Genomic DNA, 20,342 nt, shown 5'->3' on the forward strand with positions numbered 1-20,342 from the left:
AAAAGTTGGTATTTAACCAAAGAATTGCTACTGCTCTGCTAACATGCCCGGTTGGTAGGGTTACAATGCAAATTTTAAAATCTATACCAGTCCTTAAATATTTAACTTAACAACAACTACTGCCTATCTTGAATAACTTTTGTAATTCCTGTTTACTTTATATTTAATACTTACTGCATTTTTAAAATGCCTTAATAGGTACCATCAAAATAATATAACTCTTTGATTTCTTCTTTTGAATTATTTTAAAAATTATTTTTTATCCCAGAAAATATAGGGCATGCTATACTGGTACCATTTGTTTAAAAAGTTTTTATTGGAATAAGGGTTTTGCATAAGGTTAAGTGTCTACCTCTTTAGAAACAGGTAAATTAACGTTTCGGCATCATGTCATTAAAAAATTCTGTTACTAAAGAATTATTGTTCACCTACTTTGAAGGCAAAGCCACTTCTTTACAAAAGCAACGGATTGAAGATTGGATGAACGAGCCTGAAAATGAAGAGTTCTTTTATGAATGCGTTCACGAGTGGGAACTAGGTAACCTCAACTACGAGGCGGATGTAAAGGAAGCAATAAAAAAGTTTAGACGGAGAATTTCGGGAAAACCCAATACAGAAATTGAGCCTGTTAAGGTAACAGAACACTCAAATCCCGAATATGCTTATTCCCCAGTAGCTGCACCTACCCCTAAGCGGGTAGCTCTGCTGTTTGCCGCATCCATTGTATTCCTGCTTGGTTTTAACATTTGGTTCTTTAAAGATTTCATTTTTTATAAAACTTTTCAGACAGATTATGGAAAAATCAGCACTATCACACTTCCCGACGGTAGCGGAGTAACACTCAATGCTAACTCTCAACTGAAGATATACCGCTTTGGATTTGGGAACTTAAGCCGCCAGGTTTCTTTAAAAGGAGAGGCAAATTTCAAAATTGTGCATACGCCTGACGATCAGAAATTTATTGTTTTAACCGAAGGGCCTTTAAAAGTAGAAGTTCTTGGAACTGAATTCAATGTTTTTTCCCGTGAGAGAGGTACTAAAGTGGGGTTATATAAAGGGAAAGTAAAAGTGACCTATGAGCAATCAGCTGAGCAGGAAAAAACGGTTAGTATGCTTCCGGGTGAATTAACTACCGTAGATCCAATTCATAAAACCTTAGAGGTAGAAAAGGTACTGCATCCTGAAAACTTTGCTGCCTGGCAACAGGGCCGTTTTATCTTTGAAAACACCTCACTGGCCGAGATTAAAAAGATATTAGAAGAAAATTATGGGATAGAAATAAGGTTTAAAAATTCGCGCGTAGCTGAACAAACCGTATCAGGATCCTTTAAGGGTAATTCTGTAAACGAACTGCTGCAAGCCCTTGCGGAAACCTTGGAATTGGATGTTATCCAACAAAGTAATAGGATTGTTATCTCGGGAAAAAGTTCTGATTAACTAACCTGATGACTTCTATTCTTAAACCATACTTTTTAAAAATGCAACGATATATTTATCCTTTTGCTTTTACCTAAATTATTTCACAACCATAATCCAGCATTTTTCTACCAGCCCCCGATAGGGCGTTAGAAGTGGAAGTAAATATTTAATAAGATTTGTAAGTATAATTGAATTGCTTCAGAAATCAATTATAAAATATTATAAAGGTAAACACCGGCAGGATTATCATCTAAAAACAGAGGAGGCATTAAGAATTAAAAAAGAGAACCGGGAATAAATATATTTATTAAAACTTAACCTATTCTAAATCACTTGTTTCTAATATATTCTTTCATTAAATTTAGTAAATAATAAAAAGCTTTTTCTTTCCTGACAGTTCGATCTCTACGCTGTGAATCAGTAAATTATATAATGTATATAATAGTTTAAAATAACCTAATGGAACGCAAGCCCAGACTGTTCTCTGCTAATTCGGTTAACCAGGAAAGCCCGGCGATTCATTCTGAAGACAGTAAACCAAAAGCAAGCGGTGGGGAGGCTACTGTTCTTGATAAGGAATTATTTATCCGGCATGCTTTTGCCAATGATCCGCAGTTAGGAGTTGAATTACTATATCGCCACTATTATCGGCCCCTTTGCAGTCATGCGGTTCGACTGCTTTATTCCCAAGCCATTGCGGAAGATTTAGTCTCAGAAATTTTTTATCAACTATATGCCAGTGGTTCTTACCAAAATATTAAAACTTCTTACCGGGCTTATTTATATAAGGTAGTTAGAAACCGGGCATTAAATTATATACGCGATGAAGGCAAATGCTCCCACGATATAGATCAATGTGGTAAACTCCCAGACACTTACCATCAAAGACCTGATGCTATAGCCGAATACGGTGAACTTTACAATTGTCTTGAAGAAGGTATCAATTCACTCCCTTCCCAGTGCCGCCGAATCTTTTTAATGAACCGCATTGAAAACAAAAAATATTCCGAGATAGCGGAAGAACTTCAACTTTCGCCCCGGACAATAGAAGTGCAAATTAGAAAGGCTAGCCATTTTTTGCGCAGCATATTATCTAAATATAAGCTCTTGATAATGCTCCTTTTACCTTTTTAAGCTTTTAAAAGCAAGCGTTTACCTCAACATTTCTTTTAAAAAAATTACCAGCTACAATTTATTTTAGCTACTACTCAGCAGATTATTCTTTCATTTCATTATCAAACTCTTTCCTTTAAAATATTATTAAGGTTTATTCTACAATCCTTCACAGGTTTTATTCAGGCAGCAATTAGTTGCCATTTAGCCAATGGCTTACTAAATAATTTGAAAATAATTCAGAGAAAAAAAACCTAAAAAAGTTAAGGAAAAATAAAATCAGAGTAAGGGTTTCTGATGACGTTATGTGTCTTCATATTATAAGCCTCAATAATTAACCGGGCTCCATTTAAAATATTTCATTCCAATTTATATACCTAAAATTTTAAATTATGGAATACGAACCACCTATAGTTAAAGGTCTTTAATTAACATGGCAGCTTTTCCTAACAGGTAACTGCTGTTTAACAACCTTCCATAAAATTCCAATCAGATTTATCACTTTTAAAAGCCATCTGTATATGGCCTGGGATCGCTCTGCCTGAATTTATTGCCTGTTATCGCCGCCTTCTTGCATCTTTAAAGGCCTCTTATTTGATTATTATAATCTATTAATTCCACCGTCAAATGAAAAAAATAGTTTACAAATTTAGCTCATGCGGAATGCTGATAGCATTACTATCGACCTGGCAACTCCAAGCCCAGGTGGTAGCCTATAAGCCCCAGCCCCAATATAACCAGGAGAAGCCATCTTCCTACCAAAGTGTTAGTGTTAAAGATGTTTTAACCAGACTTAGAAACTACTATAAGGTAGATATTTTATTTTCTGACAAATTGGTGAAAGATTATAAAGTGCCTGATGATGCGGTGAATTTAAAAAACTCCCTGGAAGCAAATCTAAAATCGGTAGTGCAACCAGTTGGGCTTGATTATAAAAAAGCAAAGGATGGTTCTTATATAATCTTGCGGAATGCATCGAAAGACAAAACTACTAGTAATACGGAGGCTTTTACCCCGGTGTTAAATACAGTTGTAAAAGAAGCTAAAACCTTGGTGGTTAAAAATATTACCGGGAAAGTAACTTCAGAAGCGGGTGAACCCTTAATTGGGGTGACAGTAGTGTTAAAAGGTACCACTTCCGGCACCAGCACGGATGCAGTCGGAAATTATGCCCTGGAAGTACCGGATAATGGCGGCACCTTGGTTTTCTCCTATATTGGTTATTTAGCCAAGGAAGTAGTAATAGGTAATGCTACCACGCTTAACGTGACGATGGCCGCAGATGCCAAAGCGCTGGAAGAAGTAGTAGTGGTGGGTTATGGTACTCAAAAGAAAACCTCGGTAACAGCAGCCGTTTCTACTTTAAAAGGGAAAGAAATAGCTTCTACGCCTGTTTCTAATTTAAGCAATAGTTTAGGCGGTAGGGTTGCGGGCGTAATTGTTAGGCAAAACAATGGTGAACCAGGCAATGATGTATCTAATATTTATGTAAGAGGAATTTCCTCAACGGGTGGAAATCAACCTTTATTAATAGTAGATGGAATTCCACGGGATTTTAAACAGCTTGACCCCAATACCATTGAAACGTTTACTGTTTTGAAAGATGCGGCGGCGGTAGCGCCTTATGGCGTTGCCGGAGCTAATGGCGTAATTCTAGTAACAACTAAGAGTGGTAAAACAGGAGACCCTTCCGTTACCTATAACGGCTATGTGGGCTTCCAAAATCCAACGGTATTCCCGCAGTATGTCAGTGGCTATCAATTTGGCTTATTACAAAATGCTGCCGCCAAGAATGCTAATCTACCCCTACCATATTCCGATGAGGCCCTCCAAAAGTTAAGAGACGGTTCCGATCCGGACGCTTATCCGGACCCGAATGTAGAACGGGATTTAATTACGAAGAATGCCATCCTGACCAATCATAATGTTGAGGTTTCCGGCGGAACTGAAAAAGTAAAATACTATGGCAGTTTAGGATATCAGTATCAGGAAGGCATGTGGCCGTCTACCAATGACAAAAGATACAATCTGGCGCTTAACATGAGTGCGCAGGTAACCAAAACCACCAATTTTTCCTTGGGAGTAAATGGAAGATCTCAATATTCATCTTATCCATCCATAACCACCGGACGTCTTTTTGAATTAATTGGATACACCCATACCCAGAACGGCCCGCTATATTTTAGTAATGGTATACCCGGCTCCTATATAACGGCCAGCCTCGATAATGATGGATACAATAAGATAAATACAACTGCTTTGTATACCCAGTTATCCATTGATCAGGAGTTACCTTTTATCAAAGGGTTAAAGGCGAAGTTCACAGTTGCTTATGATCCAACCATCATCATGAATAAACTCTGGCGGGTTCCTACGCACAAAGGCACTATCAATACCAAAGTAACCCCTTATGTAATTACCGATGGAATATTTGAACAAACGAAATCCTCTTTAAATGAAAGTTTCAGCCAGGCCTACCAGCTTACTTATCAAGGGTCGTTGAGTTATGTTAAAGAGTTTGGCAAAAACCATTTGGGTGCTTTAGCGCTCTTCGAGGCAAAAGACAATAATTTCATGAGTCTGGCAGCTTCCAGAAGAAATTACAACCTGAATATTGATGAAATTAGCCTGGGAAGCTCCAGCAATGCGGATATGACTACCAGTGGCACATCTAACGATGCCAGACAAGTTGGCTTGGTATATCGGGTAACCTACGACTTTGCGGACAAATATTTATTGGAGGCTAGCGGCAGATACGATGGCAGCTATTATTTTGCTCCTGGTCATCGGTTTGGTTTTTTTCCGGCTTTCTCCATGGGCTGGCGTTTGTCTGAGGAAAATTTCATGAAAGGAATAGGATGGCTTGATAATCTGAAGATCAGAGGGTCTTACGGGGAAGTCGGTGCCCTGGCCGGAGCACCCTTCCAATATTTAAGCACCTTTAATGCCTTCGGGCCAGCTTATGTGCTGGGCGGACAGGCGGTACAGGCAGTAAGTGAACGCAACGAAAACAATCCCAATATTACCTGGGAAAGAGCTAAGAAAAGTGACTTAGGCTTCGAGGCAACTTTTTTGAAAGGATTGTTCAACATCGAAGCCGATTATTTCTACGAAAAGCGTTCCAACATGCTAATGAATCCAGATGTAATTACGCCGCTGGAGTACGGCATAGGATTGAGCCAGGTAAATGCAGGTATTATGGAGAATAAGGGAATTGATATTGCGCTTGGTTCCTCTTATAATATCAATAATGATTTACAGGTATCTCTTAGTGGGAATATTACTTACGCCAAAAATACCTTGCTAAAGGTTTTTGAAACTTCAACCACCTTTAATAATCCAAACAGAAGAGTAACCGGAAAACCGCTGGGAACACAATTCGGCTTCCAGGACCTGGGTTTTTTCCAAATAGCCGATTTTAACGCTGATGGTAAATTAAAAGAAGGAATAGCTGTCCAGCCGTGGGGCAAGGTACAACCAGGCGATATTAGGTATGCGGATTTAAACGGCGATGGCAAGATTAACGATGACGATCAAACTACCATTGGCCACCCGGTAATACCTCAGATCATCTACGGTCTATCTCCTTCTGTTCGTTTTAAAGGATTAATATTGGAGCTGTTCTTTCAGGGGGCAGCGCAAGCCGACCTTTATTTAGACAGGCAAAATGCATGGGCTTTTCATAATGGCATGTCCGCACTCGTAGAAAATATGAACTACTGGACACCTGAAAATCCGAATGCCAAAAATCCGCGGATTACTTCCGGGCCAACCACGAACAATACCCAAAGATCCTCTTTTTGGATGAAAGATGGCGGTTATTTAAGATTGAAAACGGCTACGCTCGGCTATACCATTCCTACTTTCCTTTCGAATAAGGTTAAGATGCAAAATGCCAGAGTCTTTATTTCCGGGCAAAATGTTATTACCTGGTCTAAGTTAAACAATTTTGATCCGGAAAGTACTGCTCCTTATTCGAACCTTTATCCGCAGCAGCGGGTCATTTCAACAGGCGTTAATATCACTTTTTAAGAAATTTACAATATGAAAGCCACTATAAACCTAAATAATAATCTGGTTAAAAAGATTCTGTTGCTACTGTTGGTTACCGGGTTAATTTCTTGTGAGAAATTTTTAGAAGTAGAACCCAAAGACCAGGTTACCGCTGACGCGATATATGAAAGTACCGGAACCGCCGATCTGTTTTTAAACAATATTTATGCGGGAATACCGGGCCCATTCAACACTTTCGACCCTACCGAAAACTTTACCGATAATGCCATGAATGGCGTGAATGGGCAAGTGAGCCGGGTGCTCTATGCCAACTCGGTATATACCGCCAGCAATGCGCCCAGTTTGTGGAATCTATATAATAATATTAGAGCCGCAAATTTATTTATTCAAAAAGTAACCGCTTCTTCGCTCGACGAATCCTGGAAAAAACAAAGATTGGGCGAAGCCCGGTTTTTAAGAGCCTATTATTATCAATTACTCTGGACTCGTTATGGCGGTGTTCCGATTATTACAGATGTTTTAAGCCAGGACCAGGGAGAGGAGATGTTTCGGCCCCGAAATACGGATGCAGAAACCTTCAAATTTATTACGGATGAATGTGCGGCTATAGCGGCCGATTTACCCATTAAGGCAGAAGCCGGAAGAGCTACCCGGGGAGCTGCCCTCACTTTAAAAGGCTGGTGTGAATTGTTTAATGCCAGTCCATTAAAAAATCCTGCAAATGACAAAAGCAAATGGGCCTTAGCTGCTGCCACCAATAAGCAAGTGATGGACTTAAAGGCCTACGACTTATTCCCGGATTATGGCACTCAGTTTTTGGAGGATAACAATGATAATATAGAAACCATATTTGCTAAAAAATATTTAGGTGGCACCAGTCTGGGTAGTAGCAGGGAAGGCTTACAGGGTACCTGGATTGTTGGCGGGGTGCAACGTGCGTATGGTGGCGTGGATCCTACGCAGGAGCTGGTGGATGAATATGCCATGTCTAACGGGCTCCCCATTACCGATCCCGCCTCCGGTTATGATCCGCAAAATCCTTATGTAAATAGGGAAAAGCGGTTTTATCAATCCATTGTATATGATGGAGCTACGTGGGCAGGCGCTGAAATAGTCATCAGGCATGGCGTAGGCAGCAGAAATGAAACAGATTTAAGTAACCTGAACGAAGCTACCAATACCGGCTATTATTTGCTTAAGGGTTTAAATCCAAAATTTGCTATTAATGGCAATCACCTGCAGAGTAGCGCTAATTTTATCATTTTCCGGTACGCGGAAGTATTGCTTAGCTATGCCGAAGCCCAGAATGAGGCAGTTGGTCCGGATCCTTCTGTTTACGCGGCAGTTAACGAAGTAAGGGAACGGTCTGAATTGCCTCCTCTAAAGGAAGGGTTAAGCCAGGAGCAAATGCGGGTAGCGATACACCGGGAACGCCGGGTGGAACTTGCTTTTGAAGAAAAACGCTTGTCAGATTTAATGCGGTTAAAGCTGGCGGAAAAAAATCTGAACGGCACTTTACATGCCATGCTGATTGAGATGCAGAATGGTAAATTGGTATATAAAGTGATACCAGCGGCAGAGGGAGCCAGAACATTTTATGCCAACAAGAATTATCTTTTCCCAATTCCCCAGGCAGCCCTAGACCGGAATAAAAATCTAACCCAGAACCCGAATTATTAACCGACCTAATGTCTATAGTAACCGGTGATACTTTACTATTTTTTTATATTATTAAAAGTATCATCGGAAAAGAATGTAGATAGCTGGATGTACCGGAACAGAAGAGGTGTTACTGCCAAAATAGAAAAATTATGAACCTTCAAAAGAAGAAAAAAGGAAACTGCAGGTATAATATTTTATATAAACCAAGTGTGTTTCTTTTTATTACGTTCCTTATATCTTTTGCCCTGCCCAAAGATTTAGCAGGGCAAGGCTTTCGGGCGGCAGTAGTTAAGGTGGATATAACCCCGGAAAACCCGCAAATGTTGCTGGGCTACCAGGCCCGCCAGTCCAATGGGGTGAACGATAAAATTTACCACCGGATTGTGGCAATGGATGATGGTAAAACCCAGTTCTTTATTATATCCACGGATATATGCCTGGTCTCACCTTCCCAGTATGATAAGCTGGCCGCCAGGTTAAAAAGCCAATATAAAATCGACCCTATGAACCTGTGGTGGACAGCCACTCATACCCATTCCGCCCCTGAGGTGGGGCCGGCCGGGTTACCCGCTGTTTTTCTGGGAGATCGTTATAGACATGACTTTGATGCAAAGTATACCGATCTGGTTGAACAAAAATTAATCGATGGGATTGTGACCGCCCGGAAAAATCTGGCTCCAGCCCGCCTGGGAGTAGGTTGGGGCCATGCAAATGCCAACATTAATCGGCGTGCGCGGGACGAGAACGGCAAAACTACGCTCGGCATGAACCCGGACGGCCCGGTGGACCGCCGGATTGGGATGCTTCGTTTAGAGAAAGAAAACGGCAGCCTGCTGGCTTTGATTGCCAACTATGCCATCCATGGTACGGTAATGAGTGGCGAAAATTTGAAGATTAGTGGCGATGCGCCCGGCGTTGTTTCGGAATACGTCGAACAAAAAACCGGAGTTCCGCTGCTTTTTATTAACGGGGCGGCCGGAGATATTGCCCCGATTTATAGTGTGTATCCAAGTCCCAGGGCCGGACATTTGGACCATTTCAAGGTTTTATTAGGCGATAAAATTCTGGACGCTAATAAAAGCATAACAGCCACTACCAATGAAGTTACCCTCAAAACGGGCGGCACGATTGTAGAAACACCCCGAAAAGACGGATTAAAATGGCCGGAAGATTTAGGTAACTACACCCGCACAACTAAAACTGGTGTGAACCTGGTACGGCTCCCGATCCGCTTTTTAAAGATTAATCAGGATGTTGCCATCTGGAGTGCGCCGCTGGAATTATTCTGCGAAATCTCCAATGAAATACGCGACCATTCTCCTTTTCCTTATACCTTCTATTTTGGGTATACCAATGGCTGGTTGGGTTATCTGCTGACAGAAGAAGAATTAAAATATGGTGGCTATGAACCTACGGTTTCGCCTTATGCCCCTGGCGCGGCCAAAACCCTTACGGAGGCAGTTGTTAATTATATTCAGGGAGAAATGCGCAGTAATTACAATAATGCTAGGAAAGTTGAATAGCCATATTTTCGACTACCTCCTTATATCCGATGTTAAAAAAAATGAAAATGAAATACTATTATTTACGTCAATTTCACTGGTTTCATTTGTTGGTGTTTTCTTTATTAGCCATCACATTCAGTTGCCAAAAAAATGCCGGAACCCATTCCAGCGAATCGGCAGAAAATGCCCTCTCTACTTTTGAAATAGAACCTGGATTTAAGATTGAGCTAGTAGCGGCTGAGCCCTTAGTGGCAGACCCGGTAGCCATGGAGATAGATGAAAACGGCAACATGTACGTGGTGGAAATGCACGGCTATCCGCTTGATAAAAGTGGTACTGGTAAAGTAAAGCTTCTGCGGGATACCAACGGCGATGGGCGAATGGACCAAAGCACTACTTTCGCGGAAGGCCTGATGCTGCCAACCGGCATCATGCGGTGGAAAAAAGGAATATTAGTAACCGACCCGCCGAATGTACTTTATCTGGAAGATAACAATGGTGATGGACAAGCTGATGTTAAAAATATTGTGCTTACCGGCTTTGCCGTCTCGAACCCCCAACATAACCTCAATAATCCGCTGCTGGGGCTTGATAATTGGATTTATATTGGCCATGAATCGGCGGTGACCACTAAAATGTATCAAAAAGAGTTCGGTGACCCCGGAAAGGATATTATTTATCCCGATTTACCGGATGGTCCACGACTCCCCAATAATGCCAGTGGACGCAGTGTCCGCTTTCAACCCGACCACCAAACACTCGAAATTGTATCGAGTAAGACCCAGTTTGGACATACCTTCGATGCCTGGGGTAATTACTTCCTGGTTTCCAATGCTAATCATATTTTTCAGGAGGTAATAGCGGCACCTTATTTAAACCGTAACCCGGATTTGCTGGTAGCTAATGCCACCCAATCGCTGTCGGACCACGAGAATGCGGCGGAGGTATTCCCAATTACGACTAATCCGGAAAGCCAACTGTTAACAGATCCAGGTGTCATAACTTCTGCCTGTGGCATCACTGCTTATTCCGGGGGCGCCTTTCCCCAAGAGTTTAACAGCGGGGTTACTTTTGTGGCCGAGCCGGTGAGTAATCTGATTCATGTGGACCGGCTACAGGACAAAGGCGCCAGCTTTACGGCCAGCCGACTACGACCAAATAAAGAATTTTTAGCTTCTACCGATGCGTGGTTCCGCCCGGTCAACATGTATATTGGCCCGGATGGGGCCTTGTATGTAGTCGATTATTACCGCCAGATTATTGAGCACCCGGAGTGGATGGCAGAAGACGTAGTAAAGTCCGGGGCTCTCTACAACGGCACCGATAAGGGACGCATCTACCGCATAAGTGCTACAAATGCCGCACCAGCTACCTGGATGAAGGGGTTGACATTAGGAAAAGCAACGGATAAGCAACTGATTGAAAAGTTAGCCGATAATAATAGCTGGTGGCGGCGCAACGCCCAAAGATTATTGATTGACCGGCAGGCTACCGCTGCCGTACCAGCCTTGGTCCAAATGGCGCAAAATCAAACATCATCCCTCGGGCGCCTGCATGCGCTCTGGACCCTGGAAGGCCTGAATAAATTAAACCCCTCCTTGATCGCCCAGGTTTTACGTGACCCGGAGGCGGGTATTCGGACCAACGCTATTAAACTGGCCGAACGACATTTAAAAACTTCTCCTGAGTTGGCTGAAACTTTACTCTCCTTGGCACAGGATTCTGACCCTAAGGTAAGATATCAATTACTTTGCACCTTGGGTTTTATCGATACACCTCAAGCCGCGCAGGTTCGGCAGCAACTCTTGTTTAAAGATGTAACCGATGAGTGGGTGCAGGTGGCAGCCCTATCTGCACCTTCCGCTCAGAAAGGCACCTTATTAACGGCAGTACTGGCCCAGTATAAGTCAGACGTGCCGGCCTATGCTTCCCTGGTGAAGCGTTTAAGCGCCATGATCGGCAACAGTTCGGATGAGCAGGTTATTCACCAACTGCTGCAAAAAGCGGTAAAGCCGGTTCCGGGAAAGACGGGGGCCTGGCAAGCACCGGTACTGGAAGGCTTAGCCCAGGGCCTAAAAAATAAAAAATTAGTACCGGGAGAACTGGCGGCTACGCAAAGTTTATTGGTCCGCACTTGTTTTACGCATCCGGAGGTTCCGGTACGCGAAAGTGCGCTGCATATTTTGCAGGTAATTGGCTTACCGGAGGATGCAAAAACCCAGGCCGCTATGAAGCAGGCTCGCCAAATGGCCGGCAATACCAGTTTACAAGAATCCCAAAGAGCCGCAGCCATTGATTTCCTCGGCCTGCAGAATCCAAAACCTTATGCGGAATTCCTACAGAGTTTAATGACACCACGGGAGCCCTTACCAGTTCAGTTGGCAGCATTAAGAACACTTAGTGCCATACCCGACCAAACAGTGAGTATCTATATATTGGAGCAATGGTCCGCTCTTACCCCGGAAATCAGGGATGCGGCTATCAGCACCTTTATGTCGCGTCCGGAACGGATTGCCTTACTGCTCGATGCCCTGGAAAAAGGAAATATTCAGCCGGCTAGTATAAGCTGGCCGCGACAGGTACGGCTCATGGCTCAGAGCGATGATAAACTCCGGAACCGGGCCCGGGCCTTACTGGCCAACAAAGAGCAGAAGCCGAATGAGGTTATCCAGGAGTATCAAACCGTTCTTGATATGAAAGGGAATAAGGTAAATGGGAAAACGGTGTACCAAAAGAATTGCGCAGTTTGTCATCAGATAAGAGGCACCATGGGGGTAGAATTTGGCCCTGACCTGGGAACAGTTCATAACTGGCTTCCCGAAGGTATTATGACCAATGTTTTGGATCCGAACCAATCGATTTCGGATGGATATGATTTATGGGATGTGACGCTTAACAATGGAGAGTCAGTGCAGGGAATAATAGCAACCGAAACTCCAACGGCGCTGACCCTGCGGAATGCCAACGGTCAAGTCACTACCATTGCCCGTCAGGATATTAAATCTTTGAAAGCTTTGGGATTATCCGCAATGCCTTCCGGTCTGGAAAAGCAGATGGATAAGCAGCAAATGGCGGATCTCCTGGCTTTCCTGCGGCAGGGAGAGTAGGCTATAATATCAAATTCTAGTACCAAAGCACCTTAGTTATAATAATAGTATGACCATAATCTTCAGTAAAGACAGTCAGAAGGATAAGAAATGGGCTGCCAGCTTCTTTTTATACAAAAGGCAGCTAGCTTTTTTTGTACTTACCTTTTTATTAAGCCAGCTTTTTCCCTCCCGGGTTTTTAGTTACCCCCAAGATAAACAAACTTCAACATTAGCTACCGAGCAGTCAACTACCTGGGAAGCGGTTATTGGCAATGTGTTAATATACCGGCCTGGGTATGGAATAAAGAAAATAGAACTTAAAACAACAGATTCGCCGGAACCTGAATTAGTGGTGCCAGAAAAGGATGGGACGCTCCGCCTACTGGCGGAGAAGGGTCGGGGCCTTGGACCAAAAATTAAATACATGCCGGAATGGAAAGCATACGGCTGGTTCACCGCCGATGATCAGGTAGAATGGGAAGTGCAGGTAAAGAAAGGTAGCTACGACGTGTACTTGGAGTGGTCGGTGTCCGATCAGGAGGCCGGTAAGCCCTTTGTTTTTAAGGTCGGCGATCAGACTTTAACCGGAACAGTAGAACCTTCCGGTTCCTGGGAGGATTTTAAAACGGTAAAAATTGGCCATCTGAAACTGCGCTCCGGACGACAGAAAATGGTTTTTAAACCAAATTCTAAGTTCGATACAGGAGCTATTCTGGATTTAAGGGAAATAAAGCTGGTGCCGGCTAAGCCTACTAATCCTTAATCTATCCTACTGCAATTTAAATTATTGAATGCTCACCACTCACCCTAAAGCCTTGAACCTGATGTTTAATCCCAAACCAACCACACTCCGCCGCTTTTGGCAAATAATGCCAGTACCTTCATTAATGTTATGGCTTTTATTTGTGCTTTGCTCTTTAAGTTCAAATAGTGTGAGTGGGGCTGAATTCCGGGCGGCAGTGGTGAAGATCGATATTACGCCGGATGATTTCCAAAATTTACTGGGTTACGGCGCCCGAAAATCAACGGGTGTGCACGATCGGATTTTTCACAAGATTGTGGCCCTGGATGATGGCTCTACCCAATTTTTTTTAATCTCTTCCGACATTTGTCTTTTCTCACCATCCGAGTATGACCGCGTGGTGGCCCAACTTAAAAAGCAGATGGGCATTAAACCGGTAAATGTTTGGTGGACGGTAACCCATACCCACTCGGCACCGGAAATTGGCCCTCCCGGTATGTATGGTATTTACTTAGGCGATCGCGTGCAGCATGTAGTGGATGCGAAATATACGGCCATGGCAGAACAGAAATTAATTGATGGCGTCAGGGAAGCCCGTCAGAAACTAGCGCCCGCCCGCCTTGGGGTAGGTTGGGGATTCTCTCAAGCCAATATCAACCGCCGGGCCATTGACGTGGAAGGAAAAGCCTCTTTGGGCTTAAACCCGGATGGTCCTGTTGATCGCCGCATTGGGCTTTTGCGCCTGGAAAAAGCGGATGGCAGCCCGCTGGCCCTGATTGCCAACTATCCCATTCATGGGACGGTGTTAGGGGGCACTAGCTTAGTAATCAGCGGCGATGCGCCCGGCATTGTATCGGAGTATGTGGAACAAAAGGTTGGCGCACCTGTGCTCTTTATTAATGGGGCGGCGGGTAATCTGGCTCCCATTTACAGCGTGTACCCTAGTCCGCAAGCGGGCCATTTATCCCAATTCAAAGTATTACTGGGAAACCGTATTCTGGAGGCTAATCAAAAGATTACCAACATGAATGACGAAGTTAAACTTCGGGCGGGAGCCTTAACCGTAGAAACGCCCAGAAAACCGGGCCTTGGTTGGCCCTCGGACTTAGGTAGCTATACCAACACCAACAAAGAAGGGACCAACATGGTGCTGCTTCCTATCCGTTTTCTGAAGATTAATGAAGAAGTGGCAATATGGAGTGCGCCGCTGGAATTATTCTGCGAGGTATCGAATGAGGTGCGTGATCGTTCTTCTTTCCCTTATACCTTCTATTTTGGCTACAGTAATGGCTGGCTAGGGTACCTGCCTACGGAGGCAGAGTGGGAATATGGTGGGTACGAGGTAGAAAGGGTTTCTCCTTTTACCCCTCAGGCTGCCAAGCAACTGACAGAATCAGTGGTCAATTACATGCAAGGCGAAATGCGCGACCAGAAATCAAACCGCTTTCGAATTCTGAAAAGAAAGAAAAATTAAATTAGCTCCTTATACGCTACACAAAATATTGGTCATTAAAGCTTTTTGGGAAATAAGTAGCCCAGGAGGTTAATGTTTTAATACTAAGCTCAATATCTTAACGCTGATTTAATTATGATGGAAACGAAACAATCAATATTTCTCTATTTACCTTCTTTTATAAAGATTCATTCTATTCCCCTCCGAATCTTTCTACTTACCCTGTTCATACAGGCGGGATCGTTTACTTTCGCTCAGACTAATGCGCCTACTTTTTCCTGGCCAAAAGGAAAGCAAGTGGCAGTTAGCCTCAGTTTTGATGATGCCCGCCCGAGCCAGGTAGATAAAGGTACCGCAGTATTGGATGAATATAATGTAAAGGCTACCTTTTATCTGGTACCTTCTACGGTGGAACAGCGCCTACCCGGATGGAAGAAGGCTGTTGCCAGCGGTCATGAAATGGGAAATCATTCTCTTAACCATCCTTGTACAGGTAACTTTCCTTGGTCAAGACAAAAAGCCCTGGAGGATTATACGTTAGAAAAGATGGATTCGGAGTTAACAGAAGCCAATAAACGACTTCAACAATTGCTGGGTGTAAAACCGGAAGTCTTTGCTTATCCTTGTGGTCAAACCTTTGTAGGGCGGGGCGTGAATACCAAAAGCTATATTCCGGTAGTGGCCAAATTGTTCTCTTCTGGTCGCGGCTGGCTGGATGAGGGGCCAAACGATCCGACCTTTTGTGATATGGCTCAATTAACCGGCATCGAAATGGATGGCAAAGACTTTGAGCAGATATTGCCATTGCTGGAAGAGGCAAAAAAAACCGGTAAATGGGTGGTGCTGGCCGGCCATGAAATGGGAGAATCCGGCTCACAAACCACACGCCTGTCCATGCTCCGTAAACTAATGGTTTATGCTCAGAATCCAGCAAATGGTATATGGCTTGCCCCTGTTGGAACCGTTGGCAAATATGTGCAGCAACAAAAAAGTAAAGCTTCCAATTAGGATGTTCGCAACCCAAATGGGTTAATTAATCAGGTTAGATAAGGGCTACTTTACCACCATTGTAGGAGCAAATATTTTTTTGCGACCGGATAGTTACAATAGTTAAGGTGCGGTTGAAAAAGCCTGTTTGCTGGTGTTACACGAGGTACGGTTCAACAACTGGCCAGAAGGGCCTGTCTTTCCTCCAGTTCATCTATAATACAGGCAGCTAAACCGGCCAGTAATTGTTCTTCATCCTTCGAAAATTCCCGCGGCTTCTTATCCGCAATGGCAATTACTCCAATGTTAAATCCATCGGTTGTTTTGAGCGGAGCACCGGCATAAAATTCTAACCCAAACTCGCCATGTACCAGCGGGTTAGTTAAAAAACGGGGTTCCCGTTTGGCGTTCTCGAATACAGTTACTTCATCTTTTAGAATAGCCAGCGAGCATAAACCTACTTCGCGCTTAACTTCACTTACCTCGTTAAAACCAACGCTTGCTTTTATCAGGATGTTTTGTTCATCCACAAAATTTACGAATGCCATGGGTACTTCAAATATACGGGCGGCCATGATGGCCACATGTTGGAAAGTTCCGGATTGTTCGTAAGCATCAAGAACGTAGTAGCTTTTCAGCTTTGCGAGCCTTTCTTCCTCGTTGTCCGGAATATGCGGTCTACCCAAATAATTTTTCATTTTTTATTTTATTCTATTTTTATACGGTATAATTACTTTCATTCAACCATTTTACATCTGCGGAGAAATAACCATCTGGATATCCTCCTGTTTAATAGGTTTATGAATAAAGCCGGATACCAAAGGATAATCTTTTATTTTAAGGATATCGGAATAATCGAGAGAAGAAGTTAAAATAAAGATCCGGCAATTTTGAGTTATTTTTTGGGCTATAGGAGCCAAGGCCTCTAAAAATTCCCATCCATCCATAATAGGCATATTTAAATCTAAAAATATAGCATCCGGCAAATCGGGCACCGCACTGGCCTGTAAGGTTTGCAAAGCCTCTTCGGCGCAAAGAAAAGTAGTAATATCCGGCGCGGCATTTTCTAACAACAACAGGTGTCTGGCAAAGAAAATACTTACCTCGTCATCATCAATGATGAATATTTTCATGCTGTAAATTAGGTAAATAAATTAAAAATCTGGTACCTAATCCTACCTGGCTGTTTACTTCTATATAACCACCCATTGCTTCTAAATGGGTTTTTACCAGGTACAAGCCTATGCCCCTCCCATTGTTGGTCGCATGGAAACGCTTGTACAACTTAAAAATATTATTTTTTGCCTTTTCTAAATCGAAGCCCGATCCATTATCGGAGAAGGAAAGGAGTACACCTTTTTCCAGGTTACCGTAAGACTTAATTTTTACTTTAAGCGGACGGGCTTCGGAGCGGTACTTAATGGCGTTGGATAGTAAATTGTAAAAAATACTGTATAAATAGGCTTTGTTGGCCCATACGCCAAGGTCTTCTGCCAGGTTGATGTGCACTTCGCCGTTACTTTGTTGAAGCGGTTCCTGTAAAGAAGCTAAGGCCTGTTGAATAACTAATTTAATATTTGCCTTTTCCAGCGTTACGTTACCTTGGCTATCCCGGATACTTAAAATTGCATTTACGTCTTTTAATACAATATCTAATTGCTGAATGCTTTTCTGCAGATTAGCTACAGAAAGGTCGTAAACCTCGGAGGTTTTATCGGTTAGGGTTAAGAGTTGCGCCATTCCCAAGGCATTGGCCACCGGCGCTCTTAAGTTGTGCGAAACAATGTAAGTAAACTGCTGGAGGTCCCGGTTTTGCCGGTAAAGGTCCTGGGCTAACGTGGACAGTTCTAACTCCGAATTTTTTAAAGCCGTGATATCCGTTTCAACTTCAATAAAGCGCACTATGTCGCCATTTTCATCAAAAATGGCGGTTATTTCCAACGATATCCACACTTCTTCCCCATTCTTTTTTAGGTTGAGTATTTCATAAGAAATGGGTTCTCCCCTTAACAGTTTTTCCTCTAATGATTTATAAACAGTTGGATCGGTTTTAAAACTGTGCAGTAATACAGAAGGCCTCTTACCTATGGCTTCCTCCAAGGTATACCCGTAGAGCCGGGTAAAACCATTATTAACCCATTCAATGTGCCAATTTTTATCGGCTATTAATACCCCATTACTCGTTTTACTGGCCACCAGCGAGAGCTTTTCCAATTCCTGCTGATTTTTAATCCGCTGAGTAATATCGGTTTGGATGGTAATATATTTTTCTAATATCCCTTGGTCGTTAAAAATCGGGTTTACCTGAACTGAAAGCCAGATATCTGCTCCATCTTTGCGGGTGTTTCGGATTTCAAATGCAATGGGTTCTCCTTTTAACATTTTATGCTTTACAGCCTCAAATGCTTTTACTTCTGTACGCGGATTATGCAGAAATTCGGAGGGTATCCGGCCTTTAACCTCCTCCTTGCTATAGCCCGTTAGCCTGGTAAAACCCTCATTTACCCATTCAATCTCACGCTTACTATTGGTGATAATAACGCCATTGTTAGTATGACTGGCCACCAAAGAGAGTTTTTCAAGCTCCTCCCTGGCCCTCACCCGCTCCGTAATATCCTGAAAGTAAACAAATAAGCCTTCGGCCGAAGGATAGGCTCTTACCTCTACCCAGGCGTCGCCCCCTGCATAATAAGTCTCAAAATGTACCGGTTTGCCCGTTTCAAAAGCATCATGGTACTGCTTATAAAAAACGCCGTTCACTTCAGCAGGAAAAGCCTGCCAAATGTTTTTCCCAATAAGGTTGTCTTTATCCGGCAAATACAATTCGCTGGCTTTCTGGTTGATGAAGAGGAAATTCCAGTTCCGGCTTAACAGGTAGAAACCATCCGTAATGCTATCAAAGATGGTTTCCAGGGTATTACTCTGGTCTTCAATGGTTTCCAGAGCTGTTTTCAAAGGTGTGCTATCCTTCCCAATGGTCTGCACCCCAATTACTTGCCCATCTGCCATAAGCGGATATCTGGTTATCTCAAACACCTTCCGTTCTCCCCCTTTGGCAGGCAGTTGCAAATCAAATTGGGAAGTATTTCCCTGCAGCGCCGCTCTAAAATTCTGCTCACTTAAAGAAGCCATATCCGGCGACAGAAATGAGGTAAAGGGACGATTTACCACTTCTGTACTGGTCAGTCCCAACAAATTACAAAGGCTCTGGTTTGCCTCCGTAATCAACCCTTGCGGGCTTTCATGAAAAATTAAATCCGGATTAAGGTCGAACAGCAATTTAAATTGCTGTTCGCTTTTTGTTAACTTTAATATATTTTGCTCGGTATCAGTTATTTCCCGGCCGGTTGCATAATAAAGATTATCTTCTTCCGCCCAGGCCAGCGACCATAGAAGAGGCACTACTTTGCCGTTCTGGTGAATAAAGCAGTTTTCAAAACTACCCAGATGCGTGCCTTCCTTTAAATCCTGCAATACGCGTTCCATAATTGCCCGGTATTCGGGAGAGAGAAATTCCGAATAGGCTCGGCCGCACAACGTTTCACGGCTATAACCTAAAACAGTAGCACTAGCCTCATTAACATAGATGAAGATGCCGTTTATATCAAAGGTGCAAAACAGATCTGGTGAAACCCGGATAAACCTTTCCCAAGCAGCCGTATTTAATCCTATCTCCATATTATAAATGGGCTATATTTCGTCCCCCAAGACCTTACTTCAAATAGTATAGTGCCGGGTAATTTTAAGCTTTACAAAATATTGACCAATTTATAATATTATAGCATTCCTTCTCTACTCTTATGATATATTAATAGATTTATACAAATTCCGATTTATTAAATCATATCTGGCTAATAGAATTTATATGAGGAACTAAGGAGGTATTTGACCTACTGTTATCCTATAATCAGCAAGCCTGCTGTCTCGCTGGAATTATACGGGTACAGAAAGTAAAATCCGTTTTATTTCGCCATAAGTAAAGCTTTTAGTGGTTTTAATTAGCGAAGTACCTTGGCAAAACCTACCGACACAACTAAAATCTGGTGGCGACTGCTATAAAACAAGTTAAATCAGGATGGAATGGAAAGGCTTAAATGTACCGGAGGCTTTTCTTAAAAAGGCAAAAATTAGTCTGAACAAATAATACCCTTTCAAAAAAATATTGTTAAGAGCCGTCTGGCTGCTACAGGCCTTAAACTGGCAGAGAGGTATATTTTAGAGTAATATTTATCGGCACAAAAAGCTATGGCGGAATAGGGAAGCGTTGATACTTAAAACTGCTTAGGATAAGCGGTAAGCAGAGTGAAATATAAGGACTGGACTGGTATGGCATCGTATGGCGTGGCTTTCCTGCTCAC

Annotated in this window: 12 protein-coding genes; 9 read left to right on the plus strand and 3 right to left on the minus strand. The window is 42.9% G+C overall.

Annotated elements, in window-relative coordinates; translation table 11 throughout:
* Positions 1-387 precede the first annotated feature (387 nt).
* The 9 genes from AAE02nite_RS05255 to AAE02nite_RS05295 all read left to right on the plus strand — a co-directional run bounded on the left by AAE02nite_RS05255 (position 388) and on the right by AAE02nite_RS05295 (position 16,005).
* Complete coding sequence (locus tag AAE02nite_RS05255; protein WP_146895628.1) at positions 388-1,437, plus strand: FecR family protein; 1,050 nt, start codon at positions 388-390, stop codon at positions 1,435-1,437.
* Positions 1,438-1,878: 441 nt separating this feature from the next.
* Complete coding sequence (locus AAE02nite_RS05260; protein WP_146895630.1) at positions 1,879-2,553, plus strand: RNA polymerase sigma-70 factor; 675 nt, start codon at positions 1,879-1,881, stop codon at positions 2,551-2,553.
* 642 nt (positions 2,554-3,195) lie between these two features.
* Positions 3,196-6,564 carry a SusC/RagA family TonB-linked outer membrane protein gene (locus AAE02nite_RS05265; protein ID WP_170252518.1) on the plus strand — a complete coding sequence of 1,123 codons (3,369 nt, stop codon included), beginning with the start codon at positions 3,196-3,198 and terminating at the stop codon, positions 6,562-6,564.
* Positions 6,565-6,576: 12 nt separating this feature from the next.
* Positions 6,577-8,226: a RagB/SusD family nutrient uptake outer membrane protein gene (locus tag AAE02nite_RS05270; protein ID WP_146895635.1), complete on the plus strand. Its 1,650-nt coding sequence runs from the start codon at positions 6,577-6,579 to the stop codon at positions 8,224-8,226.
* Between the two features lie 191 nt (positions 8,227-8,417).
* Complete coding sequence (locus tag AAE02nite_RS05275) at positions 8,418-9,731, plus strand: neutral/alkaline non-lysosomal ceramidase N-terminal domain-containing protein (protein WP_246150809.1); 1,314 nt, start codon at positions 8,418-8,420, stop codon at positions 9,729-9,731.
* A gap of 47 nt (positions 9,732-9,778) precedes the next feature.
* Positions 9,779-12,820, plus strand: a complete 3,042-nt coding sequence (locus AAE02nite_RS05280; protein WP_170252519.1) for a PVC-type heme-binding CxxCH protein — start codon at positions 9,779-9,781, stop codon at positions 12,818-12,820.
* 49 nt (positions 12,821-12,869) lie between these two features.
* Positions 12,870-13,565 carry a carbohydrate-binding protein gene (locus AAE02nite_RS05285; RefSeq protein WP_146895642.1) on the plus strand — a complete coding sequence of 232 codons (696 nt, stop codon included), beginning with the start codon at positions 12,870-12,872 and terminating at the stop codon, positions 13,563-13,565.
* A gap of 124 nt (positions 13,566-13,689) precedes the next feature.
* Positions 13,690-15,018: a neutral/alkaline non-lysosomal ceramidase N-terminal domain-containing protein gene (locus tag AAE02nite_RS05290; RefSeq protein ID WP_246150810.1), complete on the plus strand. Its 1,329-nt coding sequence runs from the start codon at positions 13,690-13,692 to the stop codon at positions 15,016-15,018.
* A 114-nt stretch (positions 15,019-15,132) separates the two neighbouring features.
* Entirely contained in the window at positions 15,133-16,005 is an 873-nt protein-coding gene (locus tag AAE02nite_RS05295) for a polysaccharide deacetylase family protein (protein ID WP_146895646.1), read from the plus strand.
* 152 nt (positions 16,006-16,157) lie between these two features.
* On the opposite strand, the gene AAE02nite_RS05300 is transcribed toward AAE02nite_RS05295, so the two are convergent.
* Genes AAE02nite_RS05300 through AAE02nite_RS05310 form a run of 3 tightly spaced genes read right to left on the minus strand, consistent with a single transcriptional unit; the run spans position 16,158 to position 19,662 of the window.
* On the minus strand, positions 16,158-16,682 hold the full coding sequence (locus tag AAE02nite_RS05300) for a GAF domain-containing protein (RefSeq protein ID WP_146895648.1): 525 nt from the start codon (positions 16,680-16,682) through the stop codon (positions 16,158-16,160).
* Between the two features lie 51 nt (positions 16,683-16,733).
* Positions 16,734-17,117: a response regulator gene (locus tag AAE02nite_RS05305; protein WP_146895650.1), complete on the minus strand. Its 384-nt coding sequence runs from the start codon at positions 17,115-17,117 to the stop codon at positions 16,734-16,736.
* Entirely contained in the window at positions 17,098-19,662 is a 2,565-nt protein-coding gene (locus AAE02nite_RS05310; RefSeq protein WP_146895653.1) for a PAS domain-containing sensor histidine kinase, read from the minus strand. Before AAE02nite_RS05310 ends, AAE02nite_RS05305 begins: the two co-directional genes overlap by 20 nt.
* Positions 19,663-20,342 lie beyond the last annotated feature (680 nt).

Origin of the sequence: Adhaeribacter aerolatus, assembly GCF_007991635.1 — a bacterium.
GTDB lineage: Bacteria > Bacteroidota > Bacteroidia > Cytophagales > Hymenobacteraceae > Adhaeribacter > Adhaeribacter aerolatus.

What these genes read in the sequence shown, in the direction of transcription:
- AAE02nite_RS05255 (WP_146895628.1), top strand. Translation starts at nt 388, where the DNA reads ATGTCATTAAAAAATTCTGTTACTAAAGAATTATTGTTCACCTACTTT.
- AAE02nite_RS05260 (WP_146895630.1), top strand. Translation starts at nt 1,879, where the DNA reads ATGGAACGCAAGCCCAGACTGTTCTCTGCTAATTCGGTTAACCAGGAA.
- AAE02nite_RS05265 (WP_170252518.1), top strand. Translation starts at nt 3,196, where the DNA reads ATGCTGATAGCATTACTATCGACCTGGCAACTCCAAGCCCAGGTGGTA.
- AAE02nite_RS05270 (WP_146895635.1), top strand. Translation starts at nt 6,577, where the DNA reads ATGAAAGCCACTATAAACCTAAATAATAATCTGGTTAAAAAGATTCTG.
- AAE02nite_RS05280 (WP_170252519.1), top strand. Translation starts at nt 9,779, where the DNA reads ATGAAATACTATTATTTACGTCAATTTCACTGGTTTCATTTGTTGGTG.
- AAE02nite_RS05285 (WP_146895642.1), top strand. Translation starts at nt 12,870, where the DNA reads ATGACCATAATCTTCAGTAAAGACAGTCAGAAGGATAAGAAATGGGCT.
- AAE02nite_RS05290 (WP_246150810.1), top strand. Translation starts at nt 13,690, where the DNA reads ATGTTATGGCTTTTATTTGTGCTTTGCTCTTTAAGTTCAAATAGTGTG.
- AAE02nite_RS05295 (WP_146895646.1), top strand. Translation starts at nt 15,133, where the DNA reads ATGATGGAAACGAAACAATCAATATTTCTCTATTTACCTTCTTTTATA.
- AAE02nite_RS05300 (WP_146895648.1), bottom strand. Translation starts at nt 16,682, where the DNA reads ATGAAAAATTATTTGGGTAGACCGCATATTCCGGACAACGAGGAAGAA.
- AAE02nite_RS05305 (WP_146895650.1), bottom strand. Translation starts at nt 17,117, where the DNA reads ATGAAAATATTCATCATTGATGATGACGAGGTAAGTATTTTCTTTGCC.
- AAE02nite_RS05310 (WP_146895653.1), bottom strand. Translation starts at nt 19,662, where the DNA reads ATGGAGATAGGATTAAATACGGCTGCTTGGGAAAGGTTTATCCGGGTT.